Origin of the sequence: Paenibacillus sp. OSY-SE, from assembly GCF_000283315.1 — a bacterium.
Taxonomy (GTDB): Bacteria; Bacillota; Bacilli; order Paenibacillales; family Paenibacillaceae; genus Paenibacillus_B; species Paenibacillus_B profundus.
Genome location: NZ_ALKF01000205.1, coordinates 75,027 through 95,585, shown reverse-complemented (window position 1 = coordinate 95,585; position 20,559 = coordinate 75,027). Strand labels below are relative to the sequence as shown.

General features: G+C 54.2%; 9 protein-coding genes. All 9 read right to left on the bottom strand.

Annotation, left to right across the window (positions count from 1 at the left end):
• Positions 1–9 precede the first annotated feature (9 nt).
• From A372_RS0131320 to A372_RS0131280, 9 genes are read right to left on the bottom strand one after another with little or no spacing between them, the layout of a single operon-like run.
• Positions 10–9,225 carry a non-ribosomal peptide synthetase/type I polyketide synthase gene (locus A372_RS0131320; protein WP_157259896.1) on the bottom strand — a complete coding sequence of 3,072 codons (9,216 nt, stop codon included), beginning with the start codon at positions 9,223–9,225 and terminating at the stop codon, positions 10–12.
• Between the two features lie 4 nt (positions 9,226–9,229).
• Complete coding sequence (locus A372_RS0131315; RefSeq protein ID WP_019424898.1) at positions 9,230–10,411, bottom strand: acyl-CoA dehydrogenase family protein; 1,182 nt, start codon at positions 10,409–10,411, stop codon at positions 9,230–9,232.
• A gap of 3 nt (positions 10,412–10,414) precedes the next feature.
• Complete coding sequence (locus A372_RS0131310) at positions 10,415–10,666, bottom strand: acyl carrier protein (RefSeq protein WP_019424897.1); 252 nt, start codon at positions 10,664–10,666, stop codon at positions 10,415–10,417.
• Between the two features lie 5 nt (positions 10,667–10,671).
• Entirely contained in the window at positions 10,672–11,736 is a 1,065-nt protein-coding gene (locus A372_RS0131305) for an HAD-IIIC family phosphatase (RefSeq protein WP_019424896.1), read from the bottom strand.
• A gap of 13 nt (positions 11,737–11,749) precedes the next feature.
• Positions 11,750–12,604 carry a 3-hydroxyacyl-CoA dehydrogenase family protein gene (locus A372_RS0131300; protein ID WP_019424895.1) on the bottom strand — a complete coding sequence of 285 codons (855 nt, stop codon included), beginning with the start codon at positions 12,602–12,604 and terminating at the stop codon, positions 11,750–11,752.
• Positions 12,605–12,607: 3 nt separating this feature from the next.
• Positions 12,608–13,339 (bottom strand): thioesterase II family protein, encoded by a 732-nt coding sequence (locus A372_RS0131295; RefSeq protein WP_019424894.1) that lies wholly within the window; start codon positions 13,337–13,339, stop codon positions 12,608–12,610.
• Complete coding sequence (locus A372_RS0131290; protein WP_019424893.1) at positions 13,340–14,881, bottom strand: serine hydrolase domain-containing protein; 1,542 nt, start codon at positions 14,879–14,881, stop codon at positions 13,340–13,342.
• 18 nt (positions 14,882–14,899) lie between these two features.
• Positions 14,900–19,432: a non-ribosomal peptide synthetase gene (locus A372_RS0131285; protein WP_019424892.1), complete on the bottom strand. Its 4,533-nt coding sequence runs from the start codon at positions 19,430–19,432 to the stop codon at positions 14,900–14,902.
• Positions 19,413–20,432 (bottom strand): hypothetical protein, encoded by a 1,020-nt coding sequence (locus tag A372_RS0131280; protein WP_019424891.1) that lies wholly within the window; start codon positions 20,430–20,432, stop codon positions 19,413–19,415. The genes A372_RS0131285 and A372_RS0131280 overlap by 20 nt, the downstream gene beginning before the upstream one ends.
• Positions 20,433–20,559: the final 127 nt, after the last annotated feature.

The following is a 20,559-nucleotide window of genomic DNA, read 5'->3' as shown; positions in this document are numbered from 1 at the left end:
CGAATCCGCTCATAGTCCAAATTCCCCCCGGGCTCCAGCAAGGAATACGGGCTCAGGCTCTGCCAAATGGTGCGCGATCGCGATATCCTTCAGCTGCTTGTCCGGATTGGCCAGCACGTCAGACACGATATCCTGCATGTAAGCGGCAAAACGCTCGATCGTTTCCCGTTGAAATAGGCAGGTGCTGTATTCGAATTTGAACGACAGCCGTTCTCCATCCTCTTCCGCGATTAGCGACAAATCAAAGTGGGAGGCATCATGGACGAAGGGGAACGGCTTCAACGTCAACCCTGGAATGCTCATCTCCGGATTTTGCATGTTTTGCAGCGCAAACACGATGTCGAAAATCGGATTGCGCGCCAAATCGCGGTCCTTCCCAGCCTGCTGCACCATCTCTTCGAACTGATAATCCTGATGCGCAAACGCATCCAGCGTCGTCGTCCGCACCGCTTGCAGCAGCTCCATGAAGCTCATCTCTTCCTGCAGCCGGTTGCGCAGCGGAAGCATATTGACGAACTTGCCGATAATAAGCTGCAATGACTGCTGTTTGCGGCCTACAATCGGCGTGCCGACCACAATGTCGTCCTGTGCGCATACTTTGGCCATCAGCAAGTTAAAGACGGCGAGCAGAGCCATGAACAGTGTGACGTCTTCACGCAGGCAAAGCGATTTCAAGGCCTGCGTCCGTTCCGCATCCAGCTCGAATGGAACGAGACTGCCAGCAAAGCTTCTCACCTCGGTGCGAGGATAGTCCGTGCGCAAGGACAGCGGCGGAGCTTCTTTCAGCTGATTCAGCCAGAACGTCCCCTGCTGTTTCATCGCGTCCGTGTCCATCATCCGGTTCTGCCATTCGGAAAAATCTTTGTACTGCAGCGTGAGTTCGGGCAATTCCCGTCCAGCGTACAGCGCCATGAAGTCGTTAACGAAAATGTCCTGCGACAAACCATCGGATACGATATGATGCAGATCCACCATCAAAACGTGCCGCTCTTCTTCGAGCCTGATGAGTCCGGCGCGCATCAACGGCGCTTGGCTCAAATCAAATGGCCGCACGAACTGCGCCACCGCCGCACCAATCCGCGCATCCGTCTCCGCTTCGCCGCCAAGCGGCAATCCGCCGGCGCCAAAATCCTCGTATTCGATCTGAAACGTGATGGTGTCGTTGATTTTTTGCATCGGTTTGCCATTTACCAATTCAAACGACGTACGCAAGCTTTCATGCCGCTCCACCAACTGCCGCAGCGTCGCTTCCAGGCGTTCCCGGTCCAGAAGCCCTTCCAATACACCTGCGACGATTTCGTTATATCCCGTATGTCCCTGCACCATCTGCTGAATCAAATAGAGGCGCTTCTGCGCGGAGGACAGCTCGTAATATTCACGCGCTTCCGCCTGTTCGATTTCGTGATAGGCGCTCTGTTCCGCCGCATCGATATAATCGGACAGCTGCTGAATATTCGGCATATTGAAAAAGGCAGGCAAGCCAATCTCGACCCGCAGTTCTTTATGAATTGCGGACACGACCGTAATCGCTTTGAGCGAGTCGCCGCCCAGCTCGAAAAAGTCATCCTGCACGCCAATCCGCTCGATGCGGAAAAACTGTTCCCACATCCCGCACAGCCTGCGCTCCGTCTCCGTGCGAGGGGCTATATATTCGCCGGACAGCGCGGGACGGGAGTAGAAGCCGCCAGCTCCTTGGCGGTAAGCCGCTTGCTCTTCATGCGTATCTTCCCGTTTCACCCACTTGGCAATCCGTTCGTGCAAATCGCCGGTCGATACGACGATCTGGTTCACTTCCCTTACAGACAACAAGCGCCGCAGCAGTTCAACTCCCTCGGCGGGCGCAATGAGCAGATCGGATATCGAAGCTCCAGCTTGACCGTGAATTTTCTGCTCCGCCTCCAGCTGCCAACCGTCCCAGTTGACGCTTGTCCACGGCACGCGCTGGCGGCGATTGTGGTCGTGCACATAAGCGTCCAGGAAATGGTTCGCTGCCGCATACGCTGAAAATCCCAATCCGCCGAGCATCGGAGACAGCGACGACGTCAGCAGGCAGAAATCAAGCTCCTTGCCTGCCAACACCTGCTCCAAGACGATCAGGCCGTACAATTTCGCTTGAAAATGCTGCTCGCACAGCGTTTCGTCCGTCTCCTCCAGCATCCGGAACGCCGCATCTCCTGTCATGCCAGCAGCGTGAATCACTCCGTTCAACGGACCGAACGCCGCCTCGGCCTGCCGAATCACAGCCTCCATTTGCCCTTGATCGGCAGCGTCTGCGGATAGCACGAGCACTTCCGCCCCATGGGCTTCAATCTGGCGCAGCTTGCCGATTTGGACGCTAACGGCATCTTCTTCGCCATGGGCAACAAGCCATGACTCCCATTGATCGCGGGACGGGAATGGGGAGCGGCTGGTGAGCACTAGCTTCGCCTGGACACTCTGGGCTAGATAGCCGCTTAACACCTGACCGATGTAGCCTAATCCGCCCGTAATCAAATAGACTCCGCTTTGACGCAGCCCTGGCGCAATGACCTCGGGCTCGTCCACCTTAACCGGCTCATATTCCAGCACCCACCGCGCGTTATCGCGATAGGCTACAGCTAATTCAAACTCGGCAGCGCCGAATTCGGCCAGCAGGCGGCGGATCAGCCTCTCCCGCTGCCAGCTCTCGGCTGCCGGCAATACGATATCGATGCTGCGACACTGAATGTGAGGCAGCTCCTGCGGAATAACCCGGCATGGGCCGAGCACGGTCGCCTTCTCCGGATATAGGACAGACTCGCCAGCGATGGCATGCATGTTATCCGTCAATACCCACATGCGTACTTCTTCCCCAGCTCCCTGTTGCTTCAACGCCTTTGCCGTGTACAGCAAGCTGTAGAACCCAAGCTCCTGTGTCGCTCGTACCCACGACGCGCTGCCATTCGAGCATGATGGAGCGGATACGCCCCAGGCGTGCAGCATCCGGTCTGGCAGCAGCCCTTGCGCTTGAAGGTCCGCGAACAGCTTCGTGTAGTGCTGTTCGATCCGCGGATTCATCGTGTACCGCCGAGATTCGTCTTCTTTCGTAAATTGTTCGCCAGCACTTACTGTAATGACTCGCCCCTCCTGCTCAACCAGAAGCTTAGCAATGTCCGCGGCAAATCCGCCATCGTCGGCAAATACAAGCCAATTTCCCGGATTGTCCGCCTTCAAGCTTTCGGCAGAAGCGGGCATCATCGCTTTTTTCCATGTCGGCACATAGAACCAGTCGGACATGTCGGGCTGCTTGCCCAGTCTGCCGCTTGCTTGCCGCCCCTTGCCCTTGCTTGCGCCCGTGCCTGCCGGCAGCATCGCGGCTCCGGAAGGTTCAAGCCAATAGCGCTGCCTTTCGAACGGATAGGCAGGCAAGGAGACAATGGCACGCGTTTCCCCGTGGAACATTTTCCAATCAATGGCTTGACCATACATCCACAGCCTGCCGATCCGATTCGCCAAAAAGACGCTGTCCGATACGTCGCGCTGCGCGGAACGGACGAGGTTGAGGGCCTGCTGTCCACGGTCGCTGTCGAGGTGACGGCGCACGAGCAAGGTTAGATCTTGACCGGGACCAATCTCAATGAACAGCGTGTGCGGTTCCTGTACAAGCCGCACAATGCCATCGGCGAAACGGACGGTGTCCGTCATATGCCGGATCCAGTAATCCGGGTCAGTCGCTTCTTCCGCCGTTATCCATGCTCCCGTCGTCGTGGAGATATACGGAATGGCCGGCGGCTGCAGCCGGACTTGGCGCACGGCGGCGGCGAACGGTTCTGTCACCGCGTGCAGCATGGAGGAATGCCCTGCCGTCGCCACTGGCAATCTCATGCACAAGTACTTGTCCGCCTTCATTTTCTGCTCGAACGCATCGATATCTACATGTGAGCCAGAAACAATGCATGACGGTCCGTTCACGACGGCCAGCGACAAGGTGCCGCTAAGGAGCGGCTTAATGTCCTGTTCAGACAAAGGCACGCTGAGCATGGCCCCCGCTGGTACCTGCTGCATAAGATCTCCGCGCAGTATAATGAGCCGCATCGCATCTTCCAAGGAAATGACGCCCGCTAGGCAGGCGGCTGCATACTCGCCGAAGCTGTAGCCAATCATGGCATCCGGCCTCACTCCCCACGCCATGAAAAGACGCGCGAGGGCATATTCAAACATGAACATCGCCGGTTGGATATGCCTCGTCTGATTCAGATGGAGAGCAGCGGCATCCACATCTCCTGACGGGTACAGCATTTCCTTCATATCACGACCGGCTATGTCGCGATACAGACGGAAGCAGCGGTCCATCTCCGTGCGGAATATAGGCTCGTCCCGGTACAAGCCCGCTCCCATGTTGACGTATTGCGAGCCTTGTCCAGAGAACATGAACACCACCGATTTGCGTCCTTCCTCCGGGGCGAAGGATACTACTTTCCGTTCATCGAAGCTCTCCCTGTCTGCTGTTGGCGTCAATGCCTCAATCGCTTCCTCTGCCGTGCCACATGTCAGCATGCGCCGATAACGGAAATGCCGGCGGCCGATCTGCAGCGTATACGCAATGTCCGCGAGACTGACGCCGGGATGCTCCTGAAGATATGCGCCCAGATTGGCCGTCGCCGCATCGAGAGCAGTTGGCGTCTGAGCAGACAGCACCAGCAGTTGGCCGGTCCGTTCCTCCCCTGTTTCCTCGCGCGCAGGAGCCTCCTCCATAATGACGTGCGCGTTCGTGCCACCGATACCGAAGGAACTGACCCCGGCCCGCAGCGGAAACGCGTCATTCCGCCATTCGGTTAATCCGGTATTGACGACGAATGGGCTGTTCGCAAAATCAATGTTTGGATTCGGCGTTTCAAAATGTAGGCTAGGCGGAAGCTGCTTATAGTGGAGCGCCATTGCCGTCTTGATTAGTCCCGCAACTCCGGCAGCGGCATCCAGATGACCGATGTTCGTTTTTACAGAGCCGATGCGGCAGAAGGCGGACGCACTCGAATCAAATGCCTTCGTCAACGCTTCGATTTCGATCGGATCGCCGAGCGTCGTTCCCGAGCCGTGCGCCTCCACGTATGAGATGCTTTCCGCCGGCATTTGCGCGGCTTCCAGCGCTCGCGTAATGACGTCCGCCTGTCCTTGGACGCTCGGCGCTGTATAGCCGACCTTGCGGTTGCCGTCATTATTAATGGCCGAGCCTTTGATGACCGCATAAATCCGATCTCCGTCTGCGATGGCGGCATCCAACGATTTGAGCGCGACGAAGCCAACGCCGTCCCCGCCTATTGTTCCTTTCGCCTTGGCGTCGAAGGTGCGGCAATGTCCGTCTGGCGACTTGACCATGCCTTCCTGATAGAGATAACCCGATTTGTGCGGCAGCACGATGGACGCACCGCCAGCAAGAGCCAGGTCGCAATCGCCGTTGAGGATGGACTGACATGCTAAATGGGTAGCCACAAGCGAGGTGGAACAAGCCGTTTGCAGACTGATCGCCGGCCCTTTCAAATTCAGCTTGTGGGAAATGCGAGTGCTGATCGTGTATGCATCATTTAGCGAATCCACCTCAAACATGTCCGACAAGTTTCCGTGCAATCGATCAGATAGCTGCGACAGCCAATGAAAGTTGTTCGTAACCCCGGCAAATAGGCCTATAGAGCCGCCATGCCGTTCCGGATCACAGCCTGCATCCTCCAAGGCATGCCAAGCGCATTCATGCAGCAGCCGAACTTGCGGATCCATGATCGCTGCCTGATCGGGAGTATAGCCAAAGAAAGCCGGATCGAAGTTGTCCATCTCATCCAGCACGCCCTTCGCTTTGACGAACTCTGGCCGCTTCATGAGGCTGCGGTCAAAGCCGTACGCAGCCAACTCGTCATCCGTAAAGAACGAGATCGACTCCTTGCCCTGCTGCAGATTTCTCCAAAACTCGCCGATGTTCCGCGCGCCTGGAAATCTGCCGGCCATCCCTATGACCGCGATGTCGCGGCTGCCTTCATTTCCTAGCTTGGCGCGTCCGTCTGTAACCTTGGAATGCGGTTGGGCCTCATTGTTCGCTGATGCCCCTTCGTTGGACCGGGCTCCTGTCCCGTCCGCTTCGCCCGCCAAATGCGCAGCCAGATCATGCACGGTTGGGTATTGGAACAGCGTGACGATAGGCACTTCACGCCCCAGTTGTCTTTGCAGCTTGCTCTGCAGTTGAATGAGGTTGATCGAATTGCCGCCTACTTCGAAATATTTATCGTGGATGCCGATGCGATCCAATTCGAGCACAGCTTTCCATGCTTCCGCGATCAACTGCTCCAGCTGTGTCCTTGGCATCACCGCATCATGAGCATGGCGGGCATGCTCCGCAGGCGCGGGCAGCGCCTTCCGATCCAGCTTGCCATTCGGTGTAAGCGGAATTTTGTCCAGCTGGACAAAATATGACGGAATCATGTAGTCCGGCAATTTCGCGGCCAGATGCGCCCGCAGCTCGGACACCGGCACCTCCTCGGAAGCGGCCACATACGCGCACAATTCGGTCTGAACGCCCCGCTTCTGTGCCGTTACCGCCGCTTCTTGAATCAAGTTATGCTGCAGAAGCATCGTCTCGATTTCGCCGATTTCAATGCGATGCCCGCGAATTTTCACCTGTTGATCAATCCGCCCCAAATATTCAATGCTGCCGTCCTCCTGCCAACGCGCCATATCCCCCGTCCGGTACATGACGCCTCTAGCGCGAAACATATCCGGCACGAATTTCTCCGCTGTCAGCTCAGGCTGATTCAAGTAGCCGAGCGCTACCCCGTCCCCGCCCACGATCAACTCACCGGGAACTCCTATTGGCAGCAGGTTATCGTAGCGATCAACGATATAGGCTGTGGAATTGCTGATCGGAGGACCAATCGGAATATGTTCGTCGTATTCGTGGTCGATGCGGAAGCAGGTCGAGATGACCGTGTTCTCCGTAGGGCCGTATGCGTTCCAAATCGTGAGGTTAGGACAAGCTTGTTGAACCGCTTGAATGTGCTTCGGTGACAATACATCGCCGCCGACGATGAGGTGCCGCACACAGGCAAACATCTCCGGCCTCTGCTGCGCCAACTGGTTGAACAATGCCGGAGTCAGCAGCGCCACCGTTATGACGCGCGTGCGCAAAAAGGCATCCAGCCTGCCGCTGTCAAGCAATGTATGCTTATCCGCAATATGCAAGCTTGCCCCGTTCAACAACGCGCCGAACACCTCGAACGTCAGGGCATCGAAGCCGATGGCCCCTGCCTGAAGCATGCAATCTCCCGGTTCCACCTGCACGTAGTTCGTATTCCGGACCAGCCGCACGACATTGCGATGGCCCACCATCACGCCCTTCGGAGTGCCGGTCGAGCCGGAGGTGTACATGACGTATGCCGGATGCTCCGGCCCGTTCACTGGTGTCATGTCATCTGCCGCGCCATAATGGAGAAGCGCTTCATCAAGCACCTGCACTTCCACATGCTCCGGTGCGAGCGCCTCAAGACCGGGAGAGGCCAGAACCGTGCGCACCTGCCCATCCTCCAGCATGTAGGCGATCCGTTCGGCAGGATGAGCAGGGTCAAGCGGCAAGTAGGCGCCTCCCGCTTTAAGAATGCCGAGTATACCGGCAATCATTTCTGTGGACCGATGCGCCATCAATCCAACAACTTGGCCGCGTTCCATCCCATCCGTCCGCAGCGCGCGGGCAATCCGGTTGGCCTGTTCGTTAAGCTCACGGTATGTATAAGATCGCCGTTCATCCATGACGGCTGTGCCCTCAGGCGATAACCGCGCCTGTTCCTCGAACAACTCGTGAATGGTCTTCTCGCTCGGATAATTTACGGTTGTCAGATTGAAATGCCGAATTTGCTGCCGCTCTTCTCCGGTAAGAATGCCGATATCCTTTAGCCTCATTTCGCGGTAAGCCGTAACTTGGGTGGAGGCTTGGATGATTTGTTCAATGATATATAGGTAATGAAGAGCCAGCTTCTCCACCATATCGACGCGATGCGCCTGTTTGTTATAAGCGAAGGTCATTTCAAGTTCATCGGTCACAGTAATGCGGACTGTCAAATCAAATTCGGTTTCTTCCTCGGTATGATGGGAATCAATCGCAAGCGGTCCGTCGGTGCTTGTAACGGCCTCATCCAACGGATAGTTCTCCACCACCACGAGCGAATCGAACGGACTGCCTTCCGCCCGCAGCCGCCCATGTGCTTTAATATCCGTCAAGGAAGTGCCTGCATGTTCTTCGCTCGCTTGAATGGAGCGGTTCACTTCTGCTAAGAGATCGGACAGGCCGTCCTCGGGCCCAGCCTTCATGCGGAGCGGCAGCGTATTGATAAACAAGCCGACCATAAGCTCCATTCCAGGGATGCTCGTGTCGCGCCCCGACACAGTGGTACCGAACAATACGTCGTCACTATTGGTATAATGCTGCAGCAAAAGGCCCCAAGCGGTATAAAAAAGCGCCGCTTGCGTCACTTGTTCTGAGCGGACAAACCGACGCAGCTCCGCAGTAAATGTCTCGTTCCTTTTTTCCGTGTGCACGGCCATAACCGCTTTTTCTAAGCTTCCTCCGCTTCTCGATACCGGAATGGGCTTGTTCTGTACCTCCTGCAAATACCGGCTCCAATAGCTCTCCTGCTTTTTCTTGTCCTGCTGCTGCAACAACGAGACGAACTGCTTGAATCGCGGCTTTGGCGGCAAATTCGGCTTCTGCCCCTTTGCCAGCATGCGGTAGGCGCTCAGCCACTCCTTCAACAGGATGCCGGTGCTCCAGCCATCAAATAAAATATGGTGAAAGCTCATCAGCAGCGTATGCTTCCGCTCTGTCTGCTTGCACAGCGTTAGCCGGAACGGCACTTGGTCCAGCTTGAATTTCTCTTGTTTGTCGGCTGCGACTCGCGCTGCGATCAGGCGCGTCCGGGTCTCCTCATCCAAATTGGCGTAATTCTCATAACGAATGATGGGACGATGCTGCTTCAGCACAATTTGAACGGGCCGGTTCACCTCTTCCCACCGGAACAATACCCGCAGCACCTCGTTGGCCTGCACGACGTATGCCCACGCTTGTTCAAACCACGGTTTGTCGATTTCCCCGCTTATTTCTAGCTCGATCAACTCCACATATTGCGTAGTGTCCGGATCTTTCAAATATTGGAGCAGCATTCCTGCCTGCATCGGGGTCAAAGCCAAAATATCTTCAACGTTGCTTTTGTCCAATTTTTGCGGTTCCTTCACATCGTCACGCATCCTTTCTTGTTCGGATTGCCTCCTGCTTTTTCACCGCATACTTGCGCAGTCCGTATTGGGAAATGACCTGCTGCTGAATTTGACTGGTGCCTTCAATGATTTCAAGCACCTTCGCTTCACGGAACAGCCGCTCCGCTGGATATTCGTTGCGGCAGCCGTTGCCTCCGTGGATTTGCACGGTATCGTTGGTCACTTCCACCGCAACTTTCGATGTGAAATACTTGGCGATCGCCGTTTCGTGAATCGCATCGGCCGCTCCGCTTCTGCGCATTTCCCCCGCGGCGAGACAAAGCGAACGGGCGGCATGCACCTTGGTGACCGCATCCCCAATCATTCCTTTGACCAATTGGAAATGGTGCAGCTTCTCGCCGAATTGGGATCGAGACCGAGCATACGTGACCATCGCCTCCAGCGCTTCGGCCGCAATCGCCACTCCCGCCCATGCGATGCTGTAACGGCCGTGATCCAGCGCTGTGGACACAATATAAGTGAAGCCACCCCCCACGTTGCCGAGCACGTTCTCTACTGGAACCTCCACTTCATCGAGGCGAATTTCGGCGATATGAACCGCGCGGTTGCCGAGCATGCCTGTCATCGGGATCGTGTGCACGCCCTCGCGTTCCCGCTCGACGATGAATGACGTTATCTGTCCATTCGTATCGGAGGCGATAACGACGAAAAAATCAGCGATTGCGGCAAACGATATCCACTTCTTGCTGCCGTTCAATATGTACCGGTCGCCCTCTTTCCGGTACGTGGTTTGCACATTTTTCGCATCCGAGCCCACATTCGGCTCGGACAGGGCAAACGCCCCCAGCTTCTCCGCCCGTGCCATCTGTGGCAACCAGATCCGCTTCTGTGCATCAGTGCCGAACCTCAGCATGGTCTCCCCCAGCAGCGAGGTTTGCACCGTAAGCAGTGCCCTCGTGTTGCTGCATGCTTTTCCGATCTGCTCCGTAAATAATCCGTATGCCACCGGATCCAGCCCCAAGCCGCCGTATTCCTCCGGCCAGCTGGCCGCCAAATACCCCCGTTGCGCCATATTATCGATCAAGCTGCGCGGAAGCTCGCCCTTGACATCGATCTCTGCCGCGAGCGGCCGAATCTCCTCGGCTGCAAACTGCTTGGCTTCCTCCAAAATTCGGGCAGATGAAGCGCATGTGTGAACACTCATCGCTTACACCTCCTGCTTATGCTTTTCGATTAGCCTTACGATGTTATTGAGCGTGCTGAAATTGGCGATATCCAAATCTTCGTTCCCGACCGTAATCCCGAACTCTTGCTCGATATAGCCGAGCAGCTTCATCGCGAACAAGGAATTGACGAAGCCCATTTGAAAAATATGATCGTCGTCGGAGAACACCGCCTCATCCTCGAATACAACCAGATTGCTTTCAATAAAATCGCGAATTTTTTGCTTGTTTTCCATCGCGTTTACCCCTTTCTCCCTGCAACCGTCACCTTCACCTCGATATAAGGCGGGAACGGTTGAATTTGATTCAGATCGTTTTCAAACAAAATATTCCCCTGGCCGTCGTTGGCAACTTCCACAAAGTTAGCGAAACGGTAGGTAACGTACATCATCCTGTTGCGATCCGTCTGTTTGAAGTCGGCTCGCAGTGCTTTTCCTTCGCTTTTCGCCTGCTGCATAATATAGGTGAGCATGACGGTGCCCACACCGCGGGACATCACCCTGCAAGACATCAGCAGCAATTTCAAATGCCAATAGCTTTCCTTCAATTCGAGCAGCGCAAGTCCGATCTTGCCGTATGAGCCGTATTTATCCGTCAACTCGCACACCAGCAGCATATAGTCCGGAGACTGTCTAATCTTATCCAGCTCCTCGTAGCTGTACGTATAGCCTGTCGCATTCAACTGATTGGTGCGGACGGTCAGCTCCTCCGCCCGTTTTAAGTCCTCCTCCCTCGCCTCGCTTATGACAAAGCGCATGCCGAGTGAGCTCAGAAACGCTTCTTGAGGTCCTGCAAACGATTCTTCTTCCTGCTTGCGCTGCATGTCCTCCATATACATGGCACGACGCCGCGTCGAGTCTTCCGTAATGAACCGGGGATTTAGACGCGGATGCGCAAGCAGCGTTTCGTATGCCGCAGCATCCATGCAAGCCACCTCGGGATGTACGCTTTGCACCTCATCACGTTCGAAGGGCTGGTCGTCGATGAACAGAATCGTGTCCATGCCGATGTTCAAGTTGCCGCATATTTTCTCGATTGACATCGATTTGGCACCCCAGTTGATTTCGGGATATAGAAAATACGAGGCGATGCCGAGTTCACGCAATTTGCCCATCGCGTGCTCCGCATCATTTCTGCTCGCGATCGAATGCAGGATGCCGCGCGAGTCCAGCTCCGCGAGAATGTCTCGCATATGCGGCTTCAGCATAACCTCGCCTGACTCCAACAAAATACCATCCCACATCGTATGGTCCAGATCCCATACAATGCATTTAATTTCCTTTGCCTTTTCCGTAGCCTTGTCCATCGCTTTTCCCTCCCTACAAGCTGTACTCAAAAAATCCTTTTCCCGATTTTTTGCCCAAATATCCGGCATCTACCATCTTCACAAGCAGCGGGCAAGGCCGAAACTTCGGATCCTTATAGCTGTCATACAATACGAGCAGCGAATTGAGGATTGTATCCAAGCCAATCAAATCGCAGGTAGCAAGCGGTCCCATCTTATGACCGAAGCCGAGACGGAAAATTTTATCGACATCCTGCGGCTCGGCTACCCGATCCTGAATGGCCCAGACGCATTCGTTGATCGTCAGCATGAGGACACGGTTCGTAACGAAGCCGGGAAAATCGTTGACAACCACCGGGACCTTATCGAACGATTTCAAAAACTGCACCCCACAAGCAACGGTCTCGTCCGACGTATGCTCTCCCCGGATAACTTCGACGAGCTCCTTCATCGGGACCGGGTTCATGAAATGCATGCCGATAACGTTGTCTGGTCTGGGCATCAATGCGCCCACCTTCGTAATGGAAATGCAGCTCGTATTTACAGCGTAGTACGTATGTAAGCCGCATGCCTCGGCCAGCTCCGTGTACACTGCTTTCTTCCGCTCCCATTCCTCTGTAATGTTCTCGACGACGAACTGCACGCGCCCGAAATCATCGTAGGCAGTGGTAAATGTAATCCGCGCGAGAACGTCCTCTACGGTAAGCTGCTTCGCCCGCGGCTTGACCATTTTCAGCAGCCGGAAATCCGTTTGAATCTTATCCTTGGCTCGCCGTACGGCGTCTTCGCTAATATCCTTCAGCACCACCTCGTATCCGTAGCAAGCGAGATCCAAGGCGACGTCGCTTCCCATTACACCTGCTCCGACTACTCCAACGGTTTGTATCATTGTTCACAGCTCCTTTTTTGTGGACATCTGCAGTACGGGACTGCGCAACGCAGCATTGATGAGCGAAACCACCTGAACGGTATGTTCATTGATGAAAAAGTGACCGCCCGCAAATTCGTAGGTATGACAGGCTCGGCTGCCATATCTGGACCACTCCGAAAGGTCGAATCCTTCGGTGGCGGTATCTTCTTTGCCGTTCAGCACGGAAATATCGCAGTGAATCAGGTCCGGCTTGTCCTCGAAGCGGTATGTCTCCACCAACTGCAAATCTCTGCGCAGCACCGGTAAAAACAACCGCAACAGTTCTTCCCGCTCAAAGACCTCTTCCTCGGTTCCTCCTAACCGCATAATTTCCTGCTGCAGCCTGGCATCGGACAGAGTATGAAGCACATTGGTCTTCTGAGCATGAGGAGGATACGTTCCTGACACGAAGAGATGGACTGGCTCCCGCGCCATGCTCCGCTTGACGGCATGCGCCAGCTCATAGGCGACGAGCGCTCCCATGCTATGACCGAAAAAGGCGAAATCGGACCCGTCTAAATGTTTGTCCAGGCAGCGGCATAAATCCTCAATCATCTCATCCATGCTGCCGTAATGGGGCTCCGACAGCCTTCTCCCCCGTCCGGCCAGTTCAATGGGCTGCAATTCAATATCGTCGTGCAGATGACGCTTCCACCGCGTGTAGATTGTAGCGGAGCCGCCGGCATAGGGCAGGCAGAACAGCTTGCATTTCATTCACTTCACCTCCTCAATAGCAATGGGCGGGAGCGGTTCAGACCTGCGCTTCCCCGCAGGAAACAGCCAGACTGCAATAAAGAAAAGAAAGGCGATTCCGCCGATAATGTAGAGTGCATATACGAGCCAAATGACGGTGACAGGCGACCATACCGCGACTACATCTAGCGGCAGTCCTGCAAAGGCTTTACCAAGCAGCCCCCCAATGCCCCAGAAGTAAGCTCCGGCAAGCAAGAGCGCGGCCCCGAGGCCGATGATCCGCCTTCCTTTCGGCGGGACGAAAGCGCGCCGCTGATGACGCAGTTGACTCGGGATGCGAATCGCTGCACTCGCCAGCACGATCGTGATGACGAATATGACAATAAGCGCAACCATGGCAATCCGATCTAACTGCGGATAGTAATCCGCTTCAACGGGCGGCGGCTCTTGTTCCCGCAATAAGCGCATCAAACCTTTCCCAATGTGAAACGTATAAGCGGAATTGATATTGGCGAGCACTCCTACGCCAAGCCGCTCCTGCGGCCTCACGATGAAATAGGACGAAAAATTCGGATTGGATCCTTGGTGCGACCATTCCTCCCCATCAACCGAAACAAACCATCCCGCGGCATAGTAGTTCTGGTTCGCGTCCGGCACCACTGCCGTATCAGGCCTATGAGAACGCTCGATCATGGCTCGATCGCCTTCGGACATGCGGTCCGTTCCAAGCTGAAGCAGCAGCCACCGCCCGATATCGTCTGCATTGGAGAGTATGTAGCCAGCAGGTGTGTTGCCCCTGTAAGCTGGAGCCTCGAACAAGCGCGGTGAACCGAACGCGAACTTGTATCCTTTGGCCAGCCGCTGCCGATCGGTCAACTGTGCCGCTGGTACGGTGTCATTCATCCCAAGACGCTGCAGCATCTGGGACATATAAGCTTCATAGGACATGCCAGACACTTGCTGAATGACCAGCCCCAAAACGTCGTAATTGATCGTGGCATAATGATATCTGCCTCCCGGACGGTCATCCAGCTCCGCTCCTGACAGTGCTCTCACCGTCTGCTCCAGCGCCTGCTCTCCTGAATCGATCGGAATGGAAGCGAGCGAAGCGAACGGCACACCGCTCGTATGATGCAGCAAGTGGGCGAGTGTCACGTTTGCCGCTTGTCCTTTGTAGGTCAGCTGCAACCACGGAATGTAGCGAGTTACCGGGTCGTCCAGACGCAGCGCGCCCTGCTGCTCCAGCTGCAATAAAGCCAGGCCGGTAAATGCCTTGGAGGTCGAGCCCAATTCAAACAAGGTAGAGCTTGTTGCCGGAATTCCAGCTTCCCGGTCGGCCACCCCGAAGCCCTTGGCATACACCACCCGATTCCCGCTCACGATGACGACCGCGGCGCCGGGACTTTGCGCATTCTCGAGCTGTGCCTGCACAAACCGCTCGATGGCGGCTGCGTCAACATTCGAATGCTCTTTCCCAGAATGGGCGTCCTCTTGGGCTGCGGCCGATATCGGGCTGCAGAGCAGCGCCGCCATAAGCACATAGAAAGCAAGCTTCTTTACCACGTTTCTTCGCCCCTTTATTTAGTTGAAGAGAACGTCCAACTCTTCTTGCTCCAGCTTCACCGTCTCAAAATCGGATGGCGTAAAGTCGGACTGTTCCCTGTCCGCGCAGAACTGAATTATCTCGTTCAACCGCTGCATAAAGGCGCGCATCAGCGCTTCCATCGTGTCCCGGCTGAATTTGGCTGTGCTGTATGTCATGCGGACTTGGAGCGTCTTATCGATGACCATCGCTACGACATCGGCCAAGCAAGACAGCCGGTTGCTCGAACACGTGTCGCTTCCCGTATCTTCCGAAGCAATTTGCAGCACCGGGCTGTGCAGATGATTGTCGATCTCTCCCATGTAGTTGAAGCGGAGCAAGCCCTGATCGGTCTTTGCAACGCGGCCGGAACCGTATGCTAATATGCCGTAGTCAACCCCTTTGTTCGGAATGGATCGGAGCTGCTCCTTTATGCTCTTTATGATGTCGGCAGGCTCTGTGCCAGACAGACGGAGGTTGACCGGATACATCGAAGTGAACCACCCGACCGTTCTGGATACGTCGATGTTCTCGAACAGCTCCTCGCGCCCGTGCCCCTCCAGCTCGAACGTGACCTTCTCCTTGCCTGTGAAGCTGATTACTGCCATTGCTAGCGCGGTGACCAGCAAATCGCTCGTCTGTGTGTGGAACGCAGCGTTGGCATCTCCCAACAACTTCCGCGTCTCTTCCACGGGCAGTTCCCTGACAAGCGTGCCGCATACGGCATGCCGGTCGTCAGCTGAAGGGAAATCGGCGTTCAAGCTGTCTTCCGCTTCTTCCACGACAGACTGCCAATATTCGAGGTGCTCGCGCGCTCGCTCGTGGCTGTATGCTTCGATGGCCTCCGCCCAGGCTTGGACGGAATTCGTTTTGGCCGGCAGAGGCAAGCTTGCCCCGGTCATTACCGCTTGCAGCAGCCGATCAAGGTCTTCCAGCATAATTCTCCAAGACACGCCGTCCACGACCAAATGATGCGCCGTCAGCAGGAGACTCTGTCCCTGTACTCCTTTATCAAGTAAAAGCGATTTAATTAGCAATCCGTGGCCAAGACGCATACTCGCTTTGAACGACTCGGCGCGGTTCTTCAACGCTGCCGTCCGCTCCTCCGCCGAATGATGGGCAAGGTCGCAGCTGGCAAGCTCCACGTCTTCCCGCTCGACTTGCCGGTATGCGAGACAGCCGGCCCTTTCGTCATACTGCAGCCTCAATGCATCATGATGCTGTATTAATGCATATAGCGCCGCCTGCAGCTGCTCGGTCGTCACCTTCTGCGTTAAGCGAAGCAGGACGGATTGGACATAGTAATGCGGATTGTTCCATTCTCTTCCGAAAAACCAGGACGTAATCGGCAGCGGCTTGATCGTCCCTTCGCACAGACCCTGCTCAACCGGAACAGACACGTTCATTTCAATCAGCGCCGCCAGTTCATAGATAACCGGATAACTCAAAATGTGTTGAACCTTCAGCCTGTAGCCTGCGGCATTTACTTTGGACGCAATCTGAATCGCCTTGATCGAGTCGCCGCCCATACGATAGAAATTGTCATGGGGATTCATTTCCTCTACCTGCAGCACTTCCTTGAAAATGTCCGTCAAAAATGCTGCGATGAGATGGGGCTCCCCTATATCGATCTGTTCGAGCGCTCGTTCCGGAGCAGGCAGAAGCCGGCGATCCACTTTTCCGTTCGGCGTCAACGGCAGTTGATCCAGACGGACAAAATACGCTGGAATCATATACGAAGGCAGCGCCTCCGCCAGCCTCATCCTCAGTTCCAGAGAAGCAAGTTCCCCCGCGGCAACGAAGTAGGCGACAAGATGCTGCTGCCCGTCATCCCCGGTCTGATCAATGACGACCGCTTCTTCAATCGGTTCCATCGCAAGCAGTTGATGTTCGATTTCCCCCATCTCAATGCGGTACCCTTTGATTTTGACTTGGTGATCGATTCTGCCCAGATATCCGATGTCGCCTTTATCGTGACGCATGGCCAAGTCACCGGTCCGGTACATGCTCTTGCCCGGCAGGAACGGGTTGTCCAAAAAGCGTTCCTGCGTCAGCTCCGGTCTGTGCAAGTAGCCCCGGGCCACGCCGTCCCCAGAAATGTATATTTCGCCAATCGTCCCATTCGGAACCGGCTCCAATCTCTGGTCCAGCAAATAAATTTGCACGTTATCGATCGGCTGTCCTATCGGCACTGACGTCCCCTTGTCCCGCGCCGGGTCGTACCGGTAAATCATGCATCCAACCACGGTTTCGGTCGGGCCGTATTCGTTGTAGATATCAATGCCGCCACCACACCGCTCGTGAATGTGATGAGCAAGCGCACACTTCAAATCCTCTCCGCCCACGATGAATGTCCGGACGCTAGAAGCGTGTAGATCGATGTCTTTGATGAGCGCAAGATGCGCCGGCGTCAGCTTGATGACCGTAGCCTTGTTGTCGTGTAAAATGCGGTGAACAATGAATTCGTTCCCATCGTCCTCATAGATTTCAATGCGGTTGCCGCTAATTAACGGCGTAAAGATAGATGTCACCGTCAAGTCAAATGCAATCGAGGAATAGAGCGCAAACACATCGTCGTGCGCGTGAATATACGTTTTGTTCGCCCACCAAATATAGTTCACCAGTCCTCGATGTTCGATCATCGTCCCCTTCGGATTGCCTGTGGAACCCGAAGTGTAAATGATATAGACCAGATCGTCCGCCGTGCTCATTGCCGGCAGGTTGCTCTTGTCATTTTCGTATAGACGTTCGTCATCGAGCGCGATAACCGCACCTTCATAAGACAGCTGCTCCCATTCCTTGCCGTGCGTCAGCAGAAGCGAAGCTCCGCTATCCCGTAAAATATATTCGATCCGATCCTTGGGATAATCGGGGTCGATGGGAAGATACGCGCCTCCGGCCTTGATTACCGCCCATATCCCGACTACGATTTCCAGAGAGTGCCGTCCCATGATGGCTGCCGGCGTATGCGGGCGGATCCCGCTCTTCAGCAGCGTGCGGGCTAGCTGATTTGCTCGATCGTTCAGCCCGCGATACGTAAGCGATTGCCCATTGCATGAAGCGGCCACGCGGTCCGGCGTCCGTTCGACTTGTTCTTCGAACAGCTGCAATATCGTTTTTTGCGCAGGATACGTATGTTCCGTCATGTTGCACGCGTACAGAAGATCTGCACGTTCACCCGGCAGCAGCAGCTGTAAATCACCAATTCGGGCATCGGGGTAACTTATAATTTGATCTATTAAATGGAGCAGGCGGCAGTATATTTCATCGATTTGTATGTCCGTATAGTCGCCTGTTTTGTAATCGAAGTACAACTCCAGCCCGCCATTTGATGACCATTCAGTGACAATGACCTGCAATGGATACAGCTGGTTGCCGTTATGAACTTCGATTTGCTGCATTTTCCATCCGGGGCCGAAGCTCCGGTCAAATGTAGTATTGTAATAGTTCACGCACACTTGAAATAATTGATCCAACCCCCTCTTCTGAAGTTGGAGGTCCTGCACGAGCAAGTTGTAAGGATATTTCTGATGGAAATAACATTGGATGAGTTCATGGTTGACGTTATGTATGAACGTGGAGAAGGACATCTCGTATTGGATGTCAGCGAGAAATGGCATCGTGCTGGTAAACATCCCGAATGTGTTTTTTTCTTTGACTCCGGTACGGTTTAATACGGGTGTGCCTATCATGATGCGGTCTTGTTGGTTTGCTTTGTGGAGGTAAAGGAGCATCGTTGCTACGAAAAAGGTGTTCAACGAAATGTGATGCACATGTGCGAAATCGCGAATGGCTTCTGAGGTGTGCGAGCTTATCAGGAACTTCTTGCGTTTGCCTGACGTGCCGCTTGCCGTAGTATGCAGGGCAACGTCATGGACGTGCTCGAATTTTTTTTGCCAGTAGTGTTTATTTTTCACATGACGGGAAGACGACAAATACTTATGCTCATGTCCGATGTAGTCTAAATAGGTGGGCCGTGCTTCCTGCTGAACTTCCTCACCTTGCATCAGCTGCGTATAAATTTGGTTGATTTGCGTCGTCATCAGTTGAAAAGACCATCCGTCAGAGATAATATGGTGGGCTTTCGTTAAATATGCGCTCTCCGACTCGTTAATTTTGACCAGTGCAAAATCGTAAAGCAATTCCCCGTCCAGCGGCAGGGGATTGGCAAACTCCGCACTCACCCAAGCATCGACATCAGCATCCGAAGGTGTAGTCGTAAAATCGATGAACGGGAACGTCCTCCTTCGATACTCTGTCACTGTCTGCTGCACCGTGCCGTCTTGTTCAACGAGCCGTATGCGGATGGCATCGTTTTGCCGGATAAACTGGTTTATCGCTTCCTCCAACAGCTGAAAATCGACGGGACCGTAAATTTTGATTAGTCCTCCAATGTTATGGAGGCTCGTGCCTGGATAGATGTTCTCCACGTACCAAATGCGCTTTTGCGGATGTGTTAACGGATACAGCTTGCGCGCGTCGTCCAGAGAAATGACCTCCAATCGGGTTAAGTTACGAATGTTGAGGAACATGCTGGTGTTCCAGCGCTTCCGCCACCGTTCCCAATATCCGTTTTTCGCTTTCCATTATGCAAGTCACTTCGTTAATTCCTTGCTCCAGAATGGCATCGTCCCCGGTCATGGCGAACTTCATCAGCAAATGCCGCAAGGCAAAAGCCTGTTCCTCTATCGGTTGGAAGCATCCTGCAAAAGCTGGCGGAAGAAGCCCCTGCTCGCATAAATAATTGATTCGAAGCCCCATCGTTTTCTTATGCTCCCACAAAATATGGATAGGCCTTATATCACGTTTCCGCACAAGCACGGGTATGTTGCGGATGAGCGCAGAATAGACTTCTACGCCGAATGCTGCCTCCAACGGGTCAGTCGTCCCACGGTTGCGCAAGGAAACATTGCAGGCGGCAATGTACTCTTCCATCGATTGTTTGATGAACGCCGCATCCAGCCGGTAGCTCCCTGCTTTATTGAATTTGTACAAATAGATTTGCTCTTGATAGTTGTCCGTCCATTCAAGATGGCGAAATCCCTGCTCCAATTCATGAAACGGCACGAGCGTCTTCCGGAACTGCATCTCCTCATCATAGCCGAGAACGAGGAACGTCCGCTTCGCAGCATCGTAACCGTACACCAAAATATCATGAGCATAATGAGTTTGACGATAGACTCGTCTGTGAGGGATATAGTACTCATCGACATTGAGAGAGATCGTATAGCCTGAATTGATACCATTTACCAGAAATTCGACAATTCCTGGTGGTGAGTCGAGCACGATTTCCCGCTCCAATTTTTGCGTAATCAGCCACGGACAGCGAATGAAATCTTCTCCATAAAAACTGAACGGCACAGAGCCTGAAGTGCGTTCTTCGTCAAGGTCGTGATGGCAATAAAGGTGAATGAAATTGCTGTAAAACCACGGCAGCGCCTCTTTGCGGGTGAGCGCCGTACAAAGAGGATAGGCAACATATTGATATCCGACAATCGGTGGAATGACCAACTCCAATTCCTTGACACCCAAAACGATATCCACCTCTTCTTTTTTGATAGAGATATTATGTAAAATCATGAAACATAATACAATTTTCTTCGATTAGTCATTATTCGTATTTCCTGTAAGTTACTCTAACAATATTCCCATAGGTGTA